This is a genomic window from Nocardiopsis oceanisediminis (assembly GCF_048595525.1).
GTDB lineage: Bacteria > Actinomycetota > Actinomycetes > Streptosporangiales > Streptosporangiaceae > Nocardiopsis_A > Nocardiopsis_A oceanisediminis.
The window spans coordinates 2,560,821-2,579,066 of record NZ_JAFMZJ010000001.1; the positions used below are offsets into that span (position 1 = coordinate 2,560,821).

Genomic DNA, 18,246 nt, shown 5'->3' on the forward strand with positions numbered 1-18,246 from the left:
CGCCGAGCGGTGCGTCCGAACCGCTGGAACGGGGCGGCCGGACGGGCCGTGCGGGCCCGTCCGGCCGGATTTCCGCCGGGGCTCCGGCCGCCGCCGCGGCGGCCGCGCGGCCGGTCACTTCTCCGAAGGGGTGCGCGGGGCCGGCGTCCAGCTCTCCGCGGCGCCGGCGCCGCCCAGGTAGCGCAGGAGCCTCTCCAGCCCGGCGCGGGGCCGGCCCCCGCCGGGCCCGTCGCCGGCGGGCTCGCGCACCGCGGGCTCGGTCCGCCGCGCCTCGCGCAGCAGGTCGGCGACGCGCTCGCGGGCCAGGTCGTTGATCAGGTCGCTGTGGATCACGGTGGTCCCTCCCGGTCGGAGCGGCGCCTCTCGCCGTTCCGGTGTGGTCCCAGACTCGTTCTAAGACGGGGGGAGGGGCATCGGACGGATGCCTTATATCCGGCCGGGAGCGGCCTGAGGCGGCGGCTAAGACGCCCGGACCGCTAAGAGGCCGTCGGGTGTGCGAGCGGTCGCCCGGAGTTCTCGGCAGCGGCCCGCCCCGCAGGGGCCGTTGATCTTGGAGTTGCGGGGGTATCAGGGCGCCCTGATACCCCCGCAACTCCAAGATCAACGGGGAAGTGGGACGGCGGCCGATGCGGGCCGCCCGGGCGTGTCACTCTCCGTCATGAACTCGTTGTGAGTACTTATCGAGTGTGCAGGTCCGCCGAGTCGGAGGCGGCCCATGCTCCGAGAGGGTGTGGCGAGGGTGGCCGAACGGGTGCGAAGGATCGCCGTCCGCGGGATGGCGGCGCTGGTGGCAGCAGTGGCGGCAGGGGTCCCCGGAGGAGGTGCGGCCTGGGCGGACGTCGGTTCGGAGGCGCTCTCCGTGGATGTCACCGACCGGGTGGACCGGTTGGAGCCGGGCGACGAGGCCGAGTACGTCGTCACGCTCCGCAACGAAGGCGGGGAGGCGGTGGAGGACGTGCTGCTCTACCTCACCCTGGCCCCGGAGCTCGAATTCGTGGAGACCGACGGGGAGCGCCCCTCCGACTCCGGGCGCCCCGCGGACGGCGTCGCGCTCTGGCGGGTCGACCTGCAGCCGGGGGAGAGCGCCACCGGCCGCGTCACCGGGAGGCTGGACCCGGCGGAGGGCGCCTCCTGGCGGATCGCGACCACGGCCTGCGCCGGCCTCGACCGGAACGCCCCGCCGCTGGCCTGCGCCACCGACGCCGACCTCCGGCCCGACCCGGCGAAGGCCGGCGCCGCCGCGGCCCCGTCCGGGCCGGGCCGCCCGGGGCTCGAGGAGGCCGTCGTCGGCGGCGCCTCCATCGCCTTGCTGGCCATCGGCGCGGTCGGCTACGCCCTGTGGCGCCGCCGCGAGCTGAAGAAGTTCGACGAGGGGTGGTGACCGCCCCGAGGCCGGGCCCCGGCTCCGCGCAGGGGCCTTGGAAGCGCCCGCGGCCCCGGGCCGCGATCGGCGGGGCGGTCGCGGCCCGGGGCCGGCGGGCGGGAACTCCGCGCCGGTCTCCGGCGTCGTGCCTCATGGCGCCCCCGCGGGGCCTGCGCGCGGGCCCCGCGCCGTTACCCGGCCGTGCCTCTGTCACGACGTTTTGCCACTACAAGGTGTAGTAGCGTCTGGGGCATGGATCTCATTCACTCGCTCCTCGTGTTCCTCCACCTCCTCGGTATGGCGGGGATCATCGCCGGCTTCCTGATGCAGGTCATCACCGACAGCGCGAAGGCGCCCAAGGTGATCCTGCACAGCTCGCTGCTGCAGCTGGTCACCGGGCTGGTGCTGGTCGGGCTGGCCGAGATGGGCGGCGACGCCGTCGACCACGTCAAGATCGGGGTCAAGCTGGTCGTGGCGCTCGCCGTGACGGCCGTGGCGGTGCTCAACGCCCGCAAGCCCGCCGCCCGCCTCGGCATCGCCGCCGGCGCGCTGGCCGTGCTGAACGTCGCCGTCGCCGTCTTCTGGCAGTGACGTCCGCCCTCTCCGCGCACGCAGAAAGGCTCCGCCCGGAACCGGCTCCGCCGGGACCGCGCACCGGAGGAGCCCCCCGAGGCGCCCGCCCACCGGCGGGCGCCTCGGTCATGCCGGGGGGAGCGGCGCTCCCCGCTCCCGGCCCTCAGTCGTCGTAGAAGACCCGCTCCATCACCGTGCGGGCGCGCCGGGTGGCCTGGCGGTAGTCCTGCAGCAGCAGGGCGGCGGGGCCCTCCCCGTCCTCGTCGCCGCCGTAGCCCAGGGCCCCGGCGAGGACGGCCACCTCCCGGGTGTCGGCGGGGATCGAGTCGCCCGCGCGCCCCCGGACCAGCATGATCGCGCCGCGCACCCGGGCCGCCAGCCGCCAGGCGACCTCCAGGGTCCCGCAGTCCTCCGGGTCCAGCAGCCCCTCGTCCACCGCGGCCTGCAGCGCGGGCAGGGTGCCGGTGGTGCGCAGCGCCGGAACCCGGTGCGCGTGCCGCAGCTGCAGCAGCTGCGCCACCCACTCCACGTCGGACAGCCCGCCCCGGCCCAGCTTGGTGTGGAGCGCGGGGTCGGCGCCGCGGGGCAGCCGCTCGGCCTCCATCCGGGCCTTGAGCCGCCGGATCTCCAGCACCTCCGCGTCGCCCACCCCGTCCTTCGGGTAGCGGACCGGGTCCACCAGCTCCATGAAGCGCCCGCCCAGCTCGGCGTCGCCCGCGACCGGCTCGGCGCGCAGCAGCGCCTGCCACTCCCAGGCCGACGCCCACCGCCGGTAGTAGGCGGCATAGGAGTCGAAGGTGCGCACCAGCGGACCGCTGCGGCCCTCCGGGCGCAGGTCGGCGTCGACCGCCAGCGGCGGGTCCGCCGCGGGCATCTCCAGCAGCCGGCGCAGCTCGCGCACGAGCATCTCGGCGTGCCGGCCGGCGACCGCCGGATCGGCTCCGGGCAGCGGGTCGTGCACGAACATCACGTCGGCGTCGCTGGCGTAGGTCAGCTCCCGGCCGCCGAACCGGCCCATGCCGATCACCGCCATCCGGGTCCGCGGCTCCTCGCCCAGCTCCTCGGCGACCACCCGGACGGCGGCCTGCAGCGCGGCGTCGACGGTCACCCGGGCGATCGCGGTCAGCGCGTGCCCCACGGAGTCGATCCCGGAGACCTCCAGCAGGTCGGCGGCGGCGGTGCGGAACAGTTCCCGGCGGCGCAGTGCGCGCACCGCGGCGACCGCGGTCTCCATCGAGTCGTGCCGGCGCAGCGCGGCGGCGGCCTCGGCCTGCAGCAGCTCGGTGGGGCGCTGCTCCAGGTCGGCGTCGTCGTCCAGGATCGCGACCGCCTCCGGGGCGCGGAGCAGCAGCTCGGTGGCGTACCGGCTGGTGCCCAGCAGCCACGCCATCCGCTCGGCGACCCGCACGTCGTCGCGGAGCAGCCGCAGGTACCAGGGCGTGGTGCCGAGGGCCTCGCTGACCTGCCGGAACCCCAGCAGGCCGGCGTCCGGGCGGGGCGCGTCGGAGAACCAGCCGAGCATCACCGGGAGCAGGGTGCGCTGGATCGCCGCCCGCCGGGAGACCCCCGAGGTCAGCGACTCCAGGTGGCGCAGCGCGCCCGCCGGGTCGGCGAAGCCCAGCGCCTCCAGCCGCTGCCCGGCCTGCTCGGCGGTGAGCCGGACGCCGTCCTCGGGCAGCCGCGCCACCGCGTTGAGCAGCGGCCGGTAGAACAGCTTCTCGTGCAGCCGCCGGACCTCGCCCGCGGTCCGCCGCCAGGCCGCCGTCACGTCGGTCACCGGGTTCGAGGTGTGCCCCAGCGCCCGGCCCAGCCGGCGCAGCGCGGCCTGCCCGGCCTCGGTCCGCCCGTCGGGCAGCAGGTGGGTGCGGCGCAGCCGGTGCATCTGCAGCAGGTGCTCCACGTCCCGCAGGAAGCGGTAGGAGGAGGCCAGCCCGGCGGCGTCGGCGCGCCCCACGTAGCCCCCGGCGGAGAGCGCCTCCAGCGCGGACAGGGTGTTGCCGGAGCGCAGCGTCTCGTCGGCCCGGCCGTGCACCAGCTGGAGCAGCTGGACGCTGAACTCGATGTCGCGCAGGCCCCCGGGCCCGAGCTTGAGCTCCCGGGACGCCTCGGCGGCCGGGATGTGCGCGACGACCCGCCGCCGCATGGCCTGCACGTCGTCCACGAAGTTGGGTCGGCCCGCCGCGCTCCACACCATCGGCGCGATCGCCTCGGCGTAGGCGGCGCCGAGGGCGGCGTCGCCCGCGATCGGGCGGGCCTTGAGCAGCGCCTGGAACTCCCAGGTCTTGGCCCACCGCTCGTAGTAGGCGATGTGCCCGGCCAGCGGGCGGACCAGCGGGCCGTTCCGGCCCTCCGGGCGCAGCGCGGGGTCCACCTCCCACAGGGTGCCCTCGCCGTCGGTGTCCGCCGGGATCGCCATCATCCGCGAGGCCAGGCGGGTGGCGGAGGCCATCGGGTCGCCGTCCCCGGGGGCGTCCTCGGCGGGCTCGGCGACGAACACCACGTCGACGTCGCTGACGTAGTTCAGCTCCCGGCCGCCGCATTTGCCCATGCCGATCACCGCGACCCGGCAGGCGGCGGCGTCCTCGGGCGCCTCGGCGCGGGCGATGGCCAGCGCGGCGTCCAGCACCGCCGCCGCCAGGTCGGCCAGCTCCGCGCCGACCTCGGCGACGTCGGCCGCCCCGGTCAGGTCGCGCCCGGCCAGCCGGAGCACCCGGCGGTGGTAGGCGGCGCGCAGCGCGGGGGCCGGCCCCTCGGTTCCGAACGCCTCCGGGTCGGCGGCGGGGGCGGCGGAGCTGGGCTCGGCGCCCACGGTGTGCAGCAGGCCGGCGCGGAGCTCGGTGGGGGAGGGGGCGCGCGCGGCGTCCGGGCCGCACAGCTCCCGCCAGTCGCCGGGGTGGCGCACCAGGTGGTCGGTGAGCGCGATGCTCGCCCCGAGCACCGCGGTCAGCCGGGCGCGCAGGTCCGGATCGGCGGCCAGGGCCTCCAGCAGCCCGGAGTCCTCCGGGAGGTTCTCGATGATCCGGGTCAGCCCGGTCAGCGCCTGGTCCGGGTCGGCGGAGGCGCCGAGCGCCTCCACCAGCTCGGGGTGGTCCCCCGGGTCGATCCCGGCACCGGAGAACAGGCGCAGTGCCCGCGCCCCGTCCCCGAAGCCCTGCCGGGCCAGGGCACCCGCCGTCATTGAGAGTCCGTCGCGCGTCGCCACGGCACAACGTTAGCCCGTCGGGGCCGGACGGAGGCGGGGCGGCCCGCCCCCGCCGCCGAGGCGGGAGCCCCCGGGGCCGGCCGCACGGCGGAATAGAGTAAGTTGAACTTCTGTTCAACTAGTCGGCCGGCGCCGGTGCGCCGAAAGCCGTGCCGCCAGAGGATGAGGGAGAGGAGGGGCCGTGCCCCCGCTGCTGCTGCTCGCCGTCGCGATCGTCGCCGAGGTCACCGGGACGATCTCGCTGAGGTTCTCCGAGGGCTTCACCAGGCCGCTGCCGTCGGTCGTCACCGTGCTGGCCTACGGGGCCGCGTTCTGGATGCTCGGGGCCGCCCTCAAGCAGGGGATGCCGGTCGGGGTCGCCTACGGGATCTGGGCGGCCGCCGGGGTGTCCCTGGTCGCGATCATCGGCGCGGTCTTCCTGGGGGAGAGCCTCAGCTGGATCCAGGTCGGCGGGATCGCCCTGGTCATCGCCGGGGTGATGGCCCTGGAGACGGGCGGTGCGCACTGACGGGCGGGGCGGTCGACGGCCGCCGGGCCCGGGGCGAGCGGCGGCGCGCGGAGCTGCTCGCGGCGACGCTGCGGGTGGTCGCCCGGGACGGCGCGGCCAAGGTCACCCACCGGGCGGTCGCCAAGGAGGCGGGCGCGCCGCCGAGCTCGGCCGTCTACTACTTCGACACCATCGACGACCTCCTCGTCGCCACCCTCACCGAGGCCACCGGGGACTACCTCCGCCGCCTCCGCGAGGCGCTGCGCGCCGGGGACGACCCGGTGGAGGCGCTGGGCGGGGTGCTGTCCGACGGCTGCCGCCCCGGCGGCCGGGAGCGGGTCCTCGCCGAGTTCGAGCTCTCCCTGCTCGCGGCCCGCCGGCCCTCGCTGCGCCCCGTCGTCCGCTGCTGGAACGACCTGGTGGCCGACGTCGCCCGCCGCTACACCGCCGATCCGGTCGCGGTCCGGGCCGCGGTCGCCGCCGCCAACGGCCTCTCCATGGAGGCGCTGCTCGCCGAGGAGGACGTCTCCGCCGGGGAGATGGCCGCGGTCCTGCGGCACGTGCTGGGCGCCGGCGGCCCCGCGCCGGAGGAGCCCGGCGCGGACTGACCCCGACCGGCGCCCTCCGGCCCGCCACCGGATCGCGTCCCTCTCTCCCGCGGGCCGGGACGGCGGCGGGCCCTGCGGGCGGTCCAGGGCCTCCGCCGGGCCGCCGGCTCCCCGTCCGGTGCCGGCGATTCGGCGATCGGGCACCGTCCGCACCCCACCGCGCGGGTACGCGGGGCCGCCGTACGCCGCCCCGGCCGGCGGCCCCGGTCCGGCGGATCTGGGCTCTGGCGCCCCGCGGGCGGGCGGGCCCCGGCCGGGGCGCCCGCGGCGGCCGTCCGGAGCCGGGGCGTACCGGCGGGCGCGCGCCGCCACCCGGGCGGAGGTCACACCCGTCCGGCGCCCCACCCCGGCGGAGCGTGCCGCCGGGGGCTGAGATGATGTTCCACGCCATGTCGGACGCCCGGTACCCGCTCGCCGTAGCCGTGCCCAGGGCCGCGATGTTCGCGGCCGTGTGCACGGCCGTCGCGCTGCTCGGGCACGTCGCCGCCGGGGCGCCCGGACCGGACGCCGGGGTCTTCGCGGCGGCCTGGGCGGGCCTCGCGGTCCTCGCCACACCGCCGGCCCGGGCACCGCGCTCGGCCCCGGTGCTCATCGCCGGCGTCCTCGGCGCCCAGCTCCTGCTCCACCTCTTCTTCACCCTGGCCGCGGGCCCGCTGCCGGCCGGCGGGCTGCTCCCGGCCGCCGAGCACATGTGCTCCGGCGGGGCGGAGCACGGCGGCGGCACCGGGATGCTCGCCGCCCACCTGTGGGCCGCTCTGGTCACCGGCTGGTGGCTGGCCGGCGGCGAAGAGGCGCTGTGGACGCTGCTGCACCGGCTCCGGGCCGCGCTGGACGCGCCCCCCGCCGCCCCGGCTCCGCTGCTCGCCGCCCCCGCGGTGCGCGCCCTCCCGGCGCCGGTCCCGGGACTGCGCCCGCGCATGCTCCGGCACGCCCTGGACGGGCGCGCGCCGCCGCTCGCGCTCCGGCCGCCCCGCGCGGCCCGCTGAGCGGTCCCGACCCCACGGGCCCCGGCCTCCGCCGACCGCGCGGACGCGCCGGCGCGCCCGCACGAGCACGAGAGAACGAGCATGCGCACAACCCTGACCACCGCCGCGGCGGGCGCGGCGGCGGCCGTCCTGCTGGCCGGCTGCGGCCCGCAGGCCGCCACCGGCGACGACTCCCCCTACAACGGCAGCGAGGTGAAGGGCGCCTTCACCCTGCCCGACGCCGACTTCACCGACTCCAAGGGCGAGGAGTACAACCTCAAGGAGGACTCGGCCGGCGCCTACACCGCGGTCTTCTTCGGCTTCACCAACTGCCCGGACATCTGCCCGACGACCATGGCCGACATGGCGCAGGCCGTCGCGGAGCTGGACGAGGCGGAGCGGGACCGGCTCAACGTGGTCTTCGTGACCGCCGACCCGGACCGGGACGACCCGGAGCTGCTCGACATGTGGCTGAGCAGCTTCGACCCCTCCTTCACCGGGCTCAGCGGCGACCTGGAGACCACCGACGCCGCCGCCGCGGAGCTGGGCATCTCCCTGGACCGGCCGGAGAAGGAGGACCGGGAGGGCGACTACCAGGTCGGCCACGGCAGCCAGGTGCTGCTCTTCTCCCCGGAGGGCGAGTCGGAGCTGATGTGGCGCTACCAGACCGGCCCGGACGCCATCGCCGAGGACCTCGGTTCGCTGCTGGAAGCGGAGGGCGCCTGATGCCCGCCGCCACCGCCCGCACCGCCGCCGCGGCGGCCGCCGCCCTGGCCGCGGCCCTGCTGGCCGGCTGCTCCGGCGGGGCCCCGGAGATCACCGCGACCGGCGCCACCGTCCGGGTGCCCAGCAACCCCGGCGTCACCGCCGGCTACCTGACGGTCGAGAACACCGGCGGCGCCGACGACATCCTGACCGGCGTCGCCACCGACGCGGCGGAGGAGGTCCAGATGCACGCCACCGTGGAGGAGGACGGCACCACCTCCATGGAGCAGCGCTACGAGGTCCCGGTCCGCGCGGGCGAGAGCGTCGAGTTCGCCTCCGGGGGGATGCACCTGATGCTGATGGAGCCCGACGGGCTGGAGGCGGGTGACACGGTGCGGCTCACCCTCTCCTTCGCCGAGTCCGGCGACGTCACCGTCGACGCCGAGGTGGAGGACGTGATGGGCGGCACCGGCGGGGGCGGCATGGAGGACATGGACCACTCCGGCCACGGAGGCTGACGGCCGGCCGCGCCGACGGCCGCCGGCACCGCCGCCCGTGCGCTCCCGGGGCCTGGACCGGGACCGCGCGGGCGGCGGACCGGCAGGAACGCCGGCCCCGCCTCCGAGCGGCCGGTTCCTCCAGCGCCATCGGCACGGCCCCGAGCGCCCTGCGGCGCACCCCGCCGAGGAGAGCGGCTCCGTCGGCCCCGCGCGGGGCGCACCGCCCCGCCGGTCCCCGTTCCGCCGCCGCGGCCCTCCTCCCCGCCATCGCGATCGCGCCCGGCCCGGTCAGGACGCCTCACCGCGGCGGTCCGGCCGCCGGGGCGCCGCCCGCTCCGGCCGCGATGAACACGGACGCCGTCGACGGCAGGCCTTGGTCGACGGCGAAGACCTCCGGTGCGGTGGGACCACCGGGTCGCACACCGCACGGAGCGGTCCCGCCCCACCGCGGCACCCGCTCGGCCGCCCGGGCGCCGGAGAGCAGGCGCGGCGCCCGGACCGCAGGGGCGGTCACATCCGCTCGGCGGGCGGGGCCGGGGCGCCGGTGACCGGGCAGGGGAGGTCCTCCCAGCGGTTGGGGCAGCAGACCACCGCGGCGGTGAACCCGTCGCCGTCCTGCAGCCAGTGCGCGCACACCAGGTCGGTGCCCCGGCCCAGGGAGTCCAGCCAGAAGCCCCTCCGGGCCCGCGGCGCGTACCAGTCCGGCCGCTCGGTCCGGATCCGGGGGAAGACCGCCTCGTACCGGGCCGCCAGCCAGGCGACGGCCTCGGCGGGCTCCTCCCAGGTCCCCTCGACCATCGACGCCGGCTTCAGCAGCCACCAGCAGACCCGCTGCGGCGGCAGCGGCGACAGCCCGAAAGCGGGGTGGTCGGGGTAGGTCTCCGGGACCCGGTACTGCCGCTCCTCCCCGGACCCCTGCCAGAGATAGCCGTGGTAGTGCATGCGACGCCCGCCTCAGCGGGGCCCGGGGGCGGGCCCCTGCTCGGGCCCGGCCTCCGCGCCGGCCGGGCCGTCCCGTTCCGCGGAGGGCGTCCCGGGCGCGGCCGCCGCGCGGCGCGTCCGGGACGCCCCATATCTCCGTTCTCACCCCTCGGGGCGGCGGCCAACCCCGGGACGCCGCGGGACGGCCGGCGGAACCGGGGTCACCGCGCGCCGGTCTTCTCCAAGAGCCGGTCGGCCAGCTCCAGCATCCGGTCGGTGTCCTCGGTGAGGTACATCAGGTCGACGAAGGCGTGCTCCACCCCGGCCTCCTGCTCGGCGGCGAGCGCGGCCTCGGCGATCTCCGACACCGAGACGGACGGCGCGGCGTTGATCCGCAGGACCGCGCCGACGGCCGACGGGTCGCGCCCCTGCCGGGCGGCCTCCTCGCGGATGGCGGCCAGCGGCCCGGCCACCGCCTCGACGGGGTCGGCGCGCCCGGGCAGCACCGCCACCGGGAGCCAGCCGTCCGCCCGCCGGGCCACCCGCCGCAGCGCAGCGGGGGCGAAGGCGCCCAGGTAGATCGGCGGGCGGGGCCGCTGGACCGGTTTGAGGTCGACGTGGCTCTCCGGGACCTCCCACAGCTCGCCCCGGTACTCGGCCGGACCGTCGGACCAGAGCTCTTCCAGCGCGTCCAGGCACTCGTCCAGGCGCCGGCCGCGCTCGCCCATCGGCACCCCGGCGGCCCGGTACTCCTCCGGCGACCAGCCGGTGCCCAGGCCGGGGAGGAGGCGGCCGCCGCTGATCCGGTCGATCGCGGTGAGCGAGCGCGCGAGCAGCGCCGGCGGGTACCACGGGGCGTTGAGCACGCTGGTGCCCAGAAGCGCCCGCTCCGTCGCGCCTGCGGCGGCCGTCAGCAGCACGAACGGGTCGAGCGCCGAGCGGAACTGCGGCGGCAGGGCGTCCGAGCCGCCGTAGCCGACGCTCGGGTGCACCGGGGCGAGCAGCCGGTCGCCGGCCCACAGGCTGGCCGCCCCCATCCCCTCCGCCTCCCGGGCGAACCGCGCGGCCTCCTCCGGCCGGTGCGCGGCGGCGCCGAACTGGGGGAGGGCGAATCCCAGTCGCATGTGACTCTCCTCGGTGATCCGGTTACCGTACGCGGCAACCGTACGCGCGGCGCCCGGCCGCCCGCCCGGCGGGCCCCGCGCCCCGGCGGCCCGCCGGCGCGGCCTGCGGAGGAGGTGCCGAGGCGCGCGGGGCGGGGCGGCGGAGCGGCACGCCCCCGGCCGGGAAGGGGCCGCCCGGCCCGCTTGACCCTGCCACCGTGTCATGCCCTGCACTGGGGAGCGCCACGTCCGCCGCCGGCGGTCCCGGAGCCGGCCGGCGCGTTCGGCCCGCTCCGGCCCGCCGGCCGACCGAAGGACCCGCATGCCCGCCTACACCGGCTCCGGCCCCTACTGCTACACGCACTCCCTGCGGATGGTGATCGGACCCTCCGCCCCTCCGCCGGGCATCGTCGAGACGCTGACCGGCTCACCGTTCGGCGCCCAGCTGATCGGCGGGGCCCTGCCGTTCTTCGACCCCTGCGGCTGGGACCCGGAGATCGGCCTGGACACCGCCATCGGGCTGCTCGGATGGTCCTGCGAGCGGAGCGCCGGAGGGACCGCGGAGGAGGCCCTGGCGCGGCTGCGCGCGGCGTGCGCGCGCGGCCCCGTCCTGGCCGGGCCGGTCGACATGGGGCTGCTGCTCTACCGGCCCGGCACCCCGTCCCCCGGCGAAGGGGACCACTACGCCGTGGTCCTCGCGGCCGACGCCGGCACCGTGCTGCTGCACGACCCGCACGGCCACCCCTACGCCACCCTGCCGGCCCGGGCGTTCGCCGGCGCCTGGCGGGCGGAGTCGGTCGACTACACCGGCGAGCCGTACGTGATGCGGGCCGGCTTCACCGAAGAGCGCGCCGCGGACCCGGCCGCCGCGCTGCGCGCCTCGCTGCCGGGCGCGGTCCGGTGGCTGGACGGGCCCGGCGACCGGCCGGTGCCCCGGGGGACGCTCGGCGGGGCGGCGGCGCTCGAAGCCCTGGCCGCGCAGGTCGAGCAGGGCCTCGACGCGCGGGTGCGCGACCTGCTGGCGGAGTTCGGCGTCCGCCTCGGCGCCCGGCGGCTCGCCGACGCGGCCGGCTGCCTGTCCCTGATCGGCCTGGAGAGGGCCGCGGCCGCCGCGGACGGGCAGGCCCGGGCCGTGGGGGCCCTGCAGTACCCCCTGGCCACCGGGGACGACGAAGGGCTCGCGGCGGGCCTGCGCCGGGCGGCGCCCGGCTACCGGCGGCTCCGCGACGCCCTCACCGCCGAAGCGGGGCCGGGGCTGCCCGGACCCCGGGGCTGACCCGGCCGACCGGGCGCGGGGCGCGTCCCGGGAGCCGGCTCCCGGGACGCGGGGCGGCCCTGGAAAGCGCGAAGGGCCGCCGGCGCGCCCGAGCGGCGGCCGGCGGCCCGCAGCCGGTCTTCAGCGGCGATGGCGGCCGCTCCGACCCGCGGTGCTCTTAGATGTCGTAGTAGAGCTCGAACTCGCGCGGGTGCGGGCGGAGCCGCAGGGAGTCGATCTCCTCGGTGCGCTTGAAGTCGACGTAGGTCTCGATCAGGTCCGAGGTGAAGACGCCGCCCTCGAGGAGGAACTCGTGGTCGGCCTCCAGCGCGTCCAGCGCGGCCTCCAGGGAGGCGGGCACGGTCTTGACCGCGGCGGCCTCCGCCGGGGGCAGCTCGTAGAGGTCCTTGTCCAGCGGCTCCGGCGGCTCGATCTTGTTCTTCACGCCGTCGATGCCGGCCATCAGCATGGCGGAGAAGGCCAGGTAGGGGTTGGCCGACGGGTCCGGGACGCGGAACTCCAGGCGCTTGGCCTTGGGGCTCGGGCCGGTCAGCGGGATGCGGATGCAGGCCGAGCGGTTGCGCTGGGAGTAGACCAGGTTGATCGGGGCCTCGTAGCCGGGAACCAGGCGGTGGTAGGAGTTGACCGTCGGGTTGGTGAAGGCCAGCAGCGCGTCGGCGTGCTTGAGCAGGCCGCCGATGTAGTACCGGGCGGTGTCGGAGAGCTGGGCGTAGCCGGACTCGTCGAAGAAGAGCGGCTCGCCGTCCTTCCACAGGCTCTGGTGGCAGTGCATGCCCGAGCCGTTGTCGCCGAAGAGCGGCTTCGGCATGAAGGTCACGGTCTTGCCGGCGGCGTTGGCCGTGTTCTTCACGATGTACTTGTAGAGCTGCACCCGGTCGGCCTCCTGGAGGAGGGTGCCGAACTTGATGCCGATCTCGGCCTGGCCGGCGGTGCCGACCTCGTGGTGCTGGAGCTCGACCTCCAGGCCCGCGTCGATCAGGTTGCGGACCATCCGGGAGCGCAGGTCGCTGTAGTGGTCGACCGGCTCGACCGGGAAGTAGCCGCCCTTGTAGCGGGGGCGGTAGCCCAGGTTGCCGCCGTCCTGTGCGGAGCCGGTGTTCCAGGCGCCCTCGATCGAGTCGATCTGGTAGAAGCCGGCGTTGGCCCTGGTCTCGAACCGGACGTCGTCGAAGATGTAGAACTCGGCCTCGGGGCCGAAGAAGGCGGTGTCGGCGATGCCGGTGCTCTTCAGGAACGCCTCGGCCTTGCGGGCCACGTTGCGCGGGTCCCGGCTGTAGGACTCCAGCGTCAGCGGGTCGTGCACGAAGAAGGTCATGTTCAGCGTCTTGAACTCGCGGAACGGGTCCAGGACGGCGGTGCTCAGGTCGGGCAGGAGCAGCATGTCCGACTCGTGGATGGCCTGGAAGCCGCGGATCGAGGAGCCGTCGAACATCTGGCCCTTGGTGAACGTGTCCTCGTCGACGTTCTCCACCGGGAGCGTGACGTGGTTGACGCCACCGAAGAGGTCGGTGAACCGGACGTCGAGGAACTTCACGTCCTCGTTGCGGATGAAGGCGAGGGCCTCATCGGCGCTGCTGAACAAGACATACCTCCGAGCAGATGTGAGAAGCGGCCCGCGGGTGGGCTCCGTCGTCGGGACTTCGCTGTCCGCGCCACCTCTCCGGCCACGGTCCCGAAGCTATGACCAGGCCGTTTCTTGGCAATGTCTCCAATGTTTCCTCCGCGTTACGCTCCCCGGGGTTTTCGCCGCCGATCCGGGCGTGTCCGGATGAACCCCCGCCGAGCAGTGAAAACGGGCACGGCGGAGGGTGCGGCCGGGGCCCGGAGGGAAGCCCGGAACAGGGGCCTGCGCGGCGCCGATACCGTTGTCCTCATGGAGAGAGAACGCGAGACCGGAGCGGGCGACGACGCCTTCGCCTACCGGGGGAACCGGCTGGGGATGCCGGAGACGGGGCCGGGGTCGGTCCCCGGCGTGGGGCGCAGGCTGCTGGCCCTCGCCCTGGACTGGGCCCTCAGCCTGGCCCTGGCCTACGGCCTGCTCGGCGCGGACCCGCAGCGCGAGCAGTGGGCCCCGGTCCTGGTCTTCGCGCTGATGACGGCGGTGCTGCTCTGCCTGTTCGGCACCACCCTGGGCAAGCGGATCACCGGGATCGGGCTCGCCGCCACCGGCGAGCGCGGCTTCCCGTGGCCGCTGGCGGTGGTCATCCGCACCGCCCTGCTCTGCCTGGTCATCCCGGCCGTCGTCTACGACCGGGACCAGCGCGGCCTGCACGACCGGGCGGCCGGCACGGTCAGCCGGCGGCTGTGACCCCGCCGCCCCGCGGGGCGGCGGACGCGGAACGGCGCCGCCCGGATCGGATCCGGGCGGCGCCGTCGTCACGTGTATGGCGAGAAGCTCGGCCGGGGCCTCAGCCCCGTCCCTGCGCCTTGGGCCCCTTCGGCATCTTGACGCCCTTGGGCATCGGCCCCTTGGGCATCTGCGCCGAGGCGGGCAGTGCGCGGAGCCGGTAGCGGACCTCGGCGACCTCGGTCTTGTCCAGGTTCCGCGGCAGCTTCATCATGTGCTTCTGCAGGTCGCCGATCTTGACCTGGTCCTCGCCGTTGCCCACGACCACGTCGTAGATGGGCATGTTGTAGGCCACCCGGGCGACGCGCTTCTTCTCCGCGCCGATGACCTTGCGGAGCCGGTTCGGGTCGCCCTCGCCGACCAGGACGATGCCGGGGCGGCCGACGACCCGGTGCACCACGTCCATCTGCCGGGTGGCGCCGACGCCGGGGTCCACGGTCCAGTCGCCGCGCATGTTCTCCAGCACCGCCATGCCCGCGCCGAGCTGCCCGTCCAGCATCTTGTACTGGATCTTCTGGGCCGAGCGGGTGAAGAAGATGAACCCGGCGAGGAAGCCGATCGGGACGCCCAGGCTCATCCAGTAGAGCCAGCCGCCGGTGAGGACGGCGCCGACCACGGAGAGCGCCACGATCCCGAGGAAGATCGCCACCGCGATCGGGATGCTCTTCGGGCTCTGCTGGTGGACGACCTTGGCGACCATGCCGATCTGCTTGAACCGGCCCGGCTTCTTCTGCCCGGCGGCGTCGGTGGCCTGGGGCGTCTTGGTTTCCTTGGGCTTCTTCGCCATGCTTCCAGGATATGGGGAACGGACGAGCGGACGTGAAACGGCGGCCGACGGCCGCCGTTTCAGCTTGATTACTTTGCCGCCTTCGTCCCTTCGGCGGCGCCGGCCCCCGGGCCGCCCCCGTGTCCGGGACGGCCCGGAGATCCGGTTCGAACGCAGGTCAGAGCTTCGCGGCCACGTCCAGGCCGCGCTTCTCCGCGGCCTGCCGGTACAGCCGGCCGGCCCGGTAGGAGGAGCGGACCAGCGGTCCGGACATCACCCCGGCGAAGCCGATCTCCTCGGCCTCGGCGGCCAGCTCCACGAACTCCTCCGGCTTGACCCACCGGTCGATCGGGTGGTGCAGCTTGGAGGGGCGCAGGTACTGGGTGATGGTGAGCAGGTCGCAGCCGGCCTCGTGCAGGTCCCGCATGGCCTGGGAGATCTCCTCGCGCTCCTCGCCCATGCCCAGGATCAGGTTGGACTTGGTGACCAGGCCGTCCTCGCGGGCGCGGGTGATCACCTCCAGCGAGCGCTCATAGCGGAAGCCGGGCCGGATCCGCTTGAAGATCCGCGGCACCGTCTCCACGTTGTGCGCCAGCACCTCCGGCCGCGAGCCGAACACCTCGGCCAGCTGGTCGGGGTCGGCGTTGAAGTCGGGGATCAGCAGCTCGACGCCGGTGCCGGGGTTGAACTCGTGGATCTTGCGGACCGTCTCGGCGTACAGCCACGCCCCGCCGTCCTCCAGGTCGTCCCGGGCCACACCGGTGACCGTGGCGTAGCGCAGCTCCATGGTCTGCACCGACCGGGCGACCTTGGTCGGCTCCATCCGGTCCAGGGCGGTCGGCTTGCCGGTGGCGATCTGGCAGAAGTCGCACCGCCGGGTGCACTGGTCGCCGCCGATCAGGAAGGTGGCCTCGCGGTCCTCCCAGCACTCGTAGATGTTGGGGCAGCCGGCCTCCTGGCAGACGGTGTGCAGGCCCTGCTTCTTCACCAGCGAGTGGAGCTCGGTGTACTCCGGGCCCATCTTCGCCTTGATCTTGATCCAGGGCGGCTTCTTCTCGATGGGGGTCTGGCTGTTGCGGGCCTCGATCCGCAGCAGCTTGCGCCCCTCGGGAGCGATGGTCACGCGGACCCTTCCTTTCCTCGTCCCTTGTGGGGAGGTCGTCGTCGTGCCGGTACGCCGGAGGGCGTCGGGGTCAGGCGGAGGCCGACTCCACCGGGGCGGCGGCCCCGGGGAAGTGCGCCGGAACCCCGTCGCTGCGGCTGCGGCCGGTCGCACCGAGCACGTCGGCCAGGTGCCGCTCCACGGCGGGCAGCACTTCGGCCACGGTCACGTCCCGGCCGACCTCGCGGGAGATGCTGGTGACATCCCCCTCGCCGGACGGGATGCCGCACGGGACGATCCTCTGGAACCACGAGAGGTCATTGTCGCAGTTGAGGGCGAACCCGTGCATACCCACCCCGCGGGAGATCCGGCAGCCGATCGCGCCGATCTTCCGCTCGATCAGGCCCCGCCCGGGGTCGGCGTCCAGCCACACCCCGGTCTTGCCCTCGATCCGCCGCCCGGCCAGGCCGTACTCGGCGATGGTGCGGATCATCGCCTCCTCCAGCATCCGGACGTAGGCGACGACGTCGATCGGGTCGGCCAGCTTGACCATGGGGTAGCCGGTGAGCTGCCCCGGACCGTGCCAGGTGATCTTGCCCCCGCGGTCGATGTCGACGATGGGGGTGCCGGGAACGGTCTGCCGGCGGTCCCACTCGCCGGTGCGCTTGCCCGCCGTGTAGACGGGCTCGTGCTGGAGCAGCAGCACGGTGTCGGGGATGAGGTCGGCGACACGGCTCTGGTGGAGTCGCTTCTGGAGATCCCAGCCCTCCTGGTAGGGGACCGGATCGTCACCGAGCCACGCGAAGACGAGCTCACTCATACATCCCACCTTAAAGCCTGGGACACTCGCCGGTCGCTGCCGGGTGATGCAGGCCACCCCGCCGGAAAAGGGGCGGAATAAACCGTTCCACCGGGATGTTCGCCGCCGGCCGGTGGCCGGGGCGGGCCGTTCCCGTTTGGCCGCGGCCGCGGGCGGCAATGGACGTTGCGAGCCCCGCCTCCTCCCCGGGGCCGCAGGAGGTGCCGCGTGGTCACCGGAGCCGTCCTCGCCGCGCTCGCCGCGGCGGCCGTCGTCGCCGTCGCGCTATGGGCCGCCGGGGCGCGGCGCGGCAGAGCCCTCGCCGAGCGCTTCGGGCCCGAGTACGACCGGGCCGTCCGGGCCGGCGGCGAGCGCGCGGCCCGGCGCGAGCTGGCCCGCCGCCGGCGGCGCCGGGCCGGGATCGAGGTCCGGCCCCTCACCGCCGAGCGGCGCGCGGCGCACGCCGAGGCCTGGGCCGGGATCCAGCGGGGCTTCGTCGACGACCCCTCGGAGGCGGTCCGCGCCGCGCACCGCCTCGTCGAGAAGGCCGCGACCGAGCGCGGCTACCCGGACGGCGAGCGGCGGGAGGACGACCTCTCCGTCGACCACCCGCACGAGATCGGCGGCTACCGGCGGGCCTGCGGCACCGTCCGCCGGGACCGGGAGGGCGGCGCAGGGACGGAGGAGCTCAGGGAGGCGATGGTCGGCTTCCGCGGCCTCCTCGCCGGGCTGCTGGGCGGCATCGATCCGGTACCGGGGCGGCCGGAGGGCGGGGACGCGCCCCGCCCGCGCGGAGCGGACGGCGCCGGCCTGCGCGGAGCGGCGGACGGAGCGGGCGGAGCAGGAGAGGAAGGGACGCGGTGAAGCGGGAAGAGCGGCAGGCGGGGGAGGCCCCCGGGGCGGAGGCGCAGGACGCGGCCGAGCGCGAGCGGCGCGAGGCGCGCTGGGACTTCCGGATCCGCGAGCGGCGGCGCTCGGCGGAGGCGGCCCGCTCGCGGCCGGTGCCGCCGCGGACCGCCCCGGAGGAACCGGTGCCCGCCGCCGAGCGGGAACCGGAACCGGAGCCGGAACACGGGGTGCAGGGCGCGGAGCGGCCGCCCGCGGCCCCGCAGCCGCCCCCGGACGAGCCGGTGGAGGACCCGGAGGCCGAGCCGGCGGCGGAGCGGGCGCCCGCACCGGTCCCGCCGCCCCGGGCGCCCGCCGGCCCGGGGATCGACGCCCCCGGGATCCGGGCCCGCTGGCGGGAGGTGCAGGGCGGCTTCGTCGACGACCCGGGGCTCTCCGTCCGCGACGCCGACGACCTCGCCGAGGAGGTCACCGCCGCGGTCATCGCCGGCATCCAGGCCCGCCGCACCGCACTGCGCGGCGCCTGGCAGACCCCGGCCGACCCGGACACCGAGACCCTCCGCCTCACCCTGCGCGAGTACCGCGCCTTCATCGACCGGCTCCTGGACGGGCACCCCTGACCCGGCCCCCGGGGCGACGGGCGGCCGCCCCGCACGCCGCCCCGCACGCCGCCGCGCGCGGGG

Annotated in this window: 19 protein-coding genes; 11 read left to right on the forward strand and 8 right to left on the reverse strand. The window is 76.0% G+C overall.

What is annotated here, in order from left to right; all coding sequences use genetic code 11:
- Positions 1-114: 114 nt before the first annotated feature.
- Positions 115-333 carry a hypothetical protein gene (locus J0910_RS11395; RefSeq protein ID WP_420158476.1) on the reverse strand — a complete coding sequence of 73 codons (219 nt, stop codon included), beginning with the start codon at positions 331-333 and terminating at the stop codon, positions 115-117.
- A 418-nt stretch (positions 334-751) separates the two neighbouring features.
- Between J0910_RS11395 and J0910_RS11400 the strand changes: the two genes are divergently transcribed.
- A complete protein-coding gene (locus J0910_RS11400) occupies positions 752-1,381 on the forward strand; it encodes a hypothetical protein (protein ID WP_420158477.1) in 630 nt (209 codons plus the stop codon).
- A 234-nt stretch (positions 1,382-1,615) separates the two neighbouring features.
- Positions 1,616-1,954 (forward strand): hypothetical protein, encoded by a 339-nt coding sequence (locus tag J0910_RS11405; RefSeq protein ID WP_420158478.1) that lies wholly within the window; start codon positions 1,616-1,618, stop codon positions 1,952-1,954.
- A gap of 145 nt (positions 1,955-2,099) precedes the next feature.
- On the opposite strand, the gene J0910_RS11410 is transcribed toward J0910_RS11405, so the two are convergent.
- The gene (locus J0910_RS11410; RefSeq protein WP_420158479.1) at positions 2,100-5,114 is read right to left on the reverse strand and encodes a bifunctional [glutamine synthetase] adenylyltransferase/[glutamine synthetase]-adenylyl-L-tyrosine phosphorylase; all 3,015 of its coding nucleotides are present in this window, start codon (positions 5,112-5,114) and stop codon (positions 2,100-2,102) included.
- Between the two features lie 205 nt (positions 5,115-5,319).
- On the opposite strand from J0910_RS11410, the gene J0910_RS11415 reads away from it, so the two are divergent.
- The 5 genes from J0910_RS11415 (at position 5,320) to J0910_RS11435 (ending at position 8,421) form a co-directional block, all read left to right on the forward strand.
- On the forward strand, positions 5,320-5,646 hold the full coding sequence (locus J0910_RS11415; RefSeq protein ID WP_420158480.1) for a DMT family transporter: 327 nt from the start codon (positions 5,320-5,322) through the stop codon (positions 5,644-5,646).
- Complete coding sequence (locus tag J0910_RS11420) at positions 5,643-6,233, forward strand: TetR/AcrR family transcriptional regulator (RefSeq protein WP_420161959.1); 591 nt, start codon at positions 5,643-5,645, stop codon at positions 6,231-6,233. The genes J0910_RS11415 and J0910_RS11420 overlap by 4 nt, the downstream gene beginning before the upstream one ends.
- 389 nt (positions 6,234-6,622) lie before the next feature.
- Positions 6,623-7,219: a hypothetical protein gene (locus tag J0910_RS11425; protein WP_420158481.1), complete on the forward strand. Its 597-nt coding sequence runs from the start codon at positions 6,623-6,625 to the stop codon at positions 7,217-7,219.
- Positions 7,220-7,300: 81 nt separating this feature from the next.
- Complete coding sequence (locus J0910_RS11430; RefSeq protein ID WP_420158482.1) at positions 7,301-7,924, forward strand: SCO family protein; 624 nt, start codon at positions 7,301-7,303, stop codon at positions 7,922-7,924.
- A complete protein-coding gene (locus tag J0910_RS11435; protein WP_420158483.1) occupies positions 7,924-8,421 on the forward strand; it encodes a copper chaperone PCu(A)C in 498 nt (165 codons plus the stop codon). The genes J0910_RS11430 and J0910_RS11435 overlap by 1 nt, the downstream gene beginning before the upstream one ends.
- A 492-nt stretch (positions 8,422-8,913) precedes the next feature.
- Here J0910_RS11435 and J0910_RS11440 read toward each other — a convergent pair whose 3' ends face one another.
- Together J0910_RS11440 and J0910_RS11445 are read right to left on the reverse strand one after the other, a co-directional pair.
- Complete coding sequence (locus J0910_RS11440; protein WP_420158484.1) at positions 8,914-9,345, reverse strand: hypothetical protein; 432 nt, start codon at positions 9,343-9,345, stop codon at positions 8,914-8,916.
- A 200-nt stretch (positions 9,346-9,545) separates the two neighbouring features.
- Entirely contained in the window at positions 9,546-10,448 is a 903-nt protein-coding gene (locus J0910_RS11445) for a TIGR03619 family F420-dependent LLM class oxidoreductase (protein WP_420158485.1), read from the reverse strand.
- Positions 10,449-10,749: 301 nt separating this feature from the next.
- On the opposite strand from J0910_RS11445, the gene J0910_RS11450 reads away from it, so the two are divergent.
- Positions 10,750-11,703, forward strand: a complete 954-nt coding sequence (locus J0910_RS11450; protein ID WP_420158486.1) for a hypothetical protein — start codon at positions 10,750-10,752, stop codon at positions 11,701-11,703.
- A gap of 157 nt (positions 11,704-11,860) precedes the next feature.
- Here J0910_RS11450 and glnA read toward each other — a convergent pair whose 3' ends face one another.
- Entirely contained in the window at positions 11,861-13,285 is a 1,425-nt protein-coding gene (glnA, locus tag J0910_RS11455) for a type I glutamate--ammonia ligase (protein ID WP_420158487.1), read from the reverse strand.
- A gap of 291 nt (positions 13,286-13,576) precedes the next feature.
- Between glnA and J0910_RS11460 the strand changes: the two genes are divergently transcribed.
- A complete protein-coding gene (locus tag J0910_RS11460; RefSeq protein ID WP_420158488.1) occupies positions 13,577-14,011 on the forward strand; it encodes an RDD family protein in 435 nt (144 codons plus the stop codon).
- A gap of 100 nt (positions 14,012-14,111) precedes the next feature.
- Here J0910_RS11460 and J0910_RS11465 read toward each other — a convergent pair whose 3' ends face one another.
- The 3 genes from J0910_RS11465 to lipB form a co-directional block, all read right to left on the reverse strand.
- Positions 14,112-14,837 (reverse strand): DUF4191 domain-containing protein, encoded by a 726-nt coding sequence (locus J0910_RS11465; RefSeq protein WP_420158489.1) that lies wholly within the window; start codon positions 14,835-14,837, stop codon positions 14,112-14,114.
- Between the two features lie 157 nt (positions 14,838-14,994).
- Positions 14,995-15,939 (reverse strand): lipoyl synthase, encoded by a 945-nt coding sequence (gene lipA / locus J0910_RS11470; protein ID WP_017591052.1) that lies wholly within the window; start codon positions 15,937-15,939, stop codon positions 14,995-14,997.
- A gap of 70 nt (positions 15,940-16,009) precedes the next feature.
- A complete protein-coding gene (gene lipB, locus J0910_RS11475; RefSeq protein WP_420158490.1) occupies positions 16,010-16,738 on the reverse strand; it encodes a lipoyl(octanoyl) transferase LipB in 729 nt (242 codons plus the stop codon).
- Between the two features lie 207 nt (positions 16,739-16,945).
- Between lipB and J0910_RS11480 the strand changes: the two genes are divergently transcribed.
- Both J0910_RS11480 and J0910_RS11485 read left to right on the forward strand, forming a co-directional pair.
- The gene (locus J0910_RS11480) at positions 16,946-17,581 is read left to right on the forward strand and encodes a hypothetical protein (RefSeq protein WP_420158491.1); all 636 of its coding nucleotides are present in this window, start codon (positions 16,946-16,948) and stop codon (positions 17,579-17,581) included.
- Complete coding sequence (locus tag J0910_RS11485) at positions 17,578-18,183, forward strand: hypothetical protein (protein ID WP_420158492.1); 606 nt, start codon at positions 17,578-17,580, stop codon at positions 18,181-18,183. The genes J0910_RS11480 and J0910_RS11485 overlap by 4 nt, the downstream gene beginning before the upstream one ends.
- Positions 18,184-18,246: the final 63 nt, after the last annotated feature.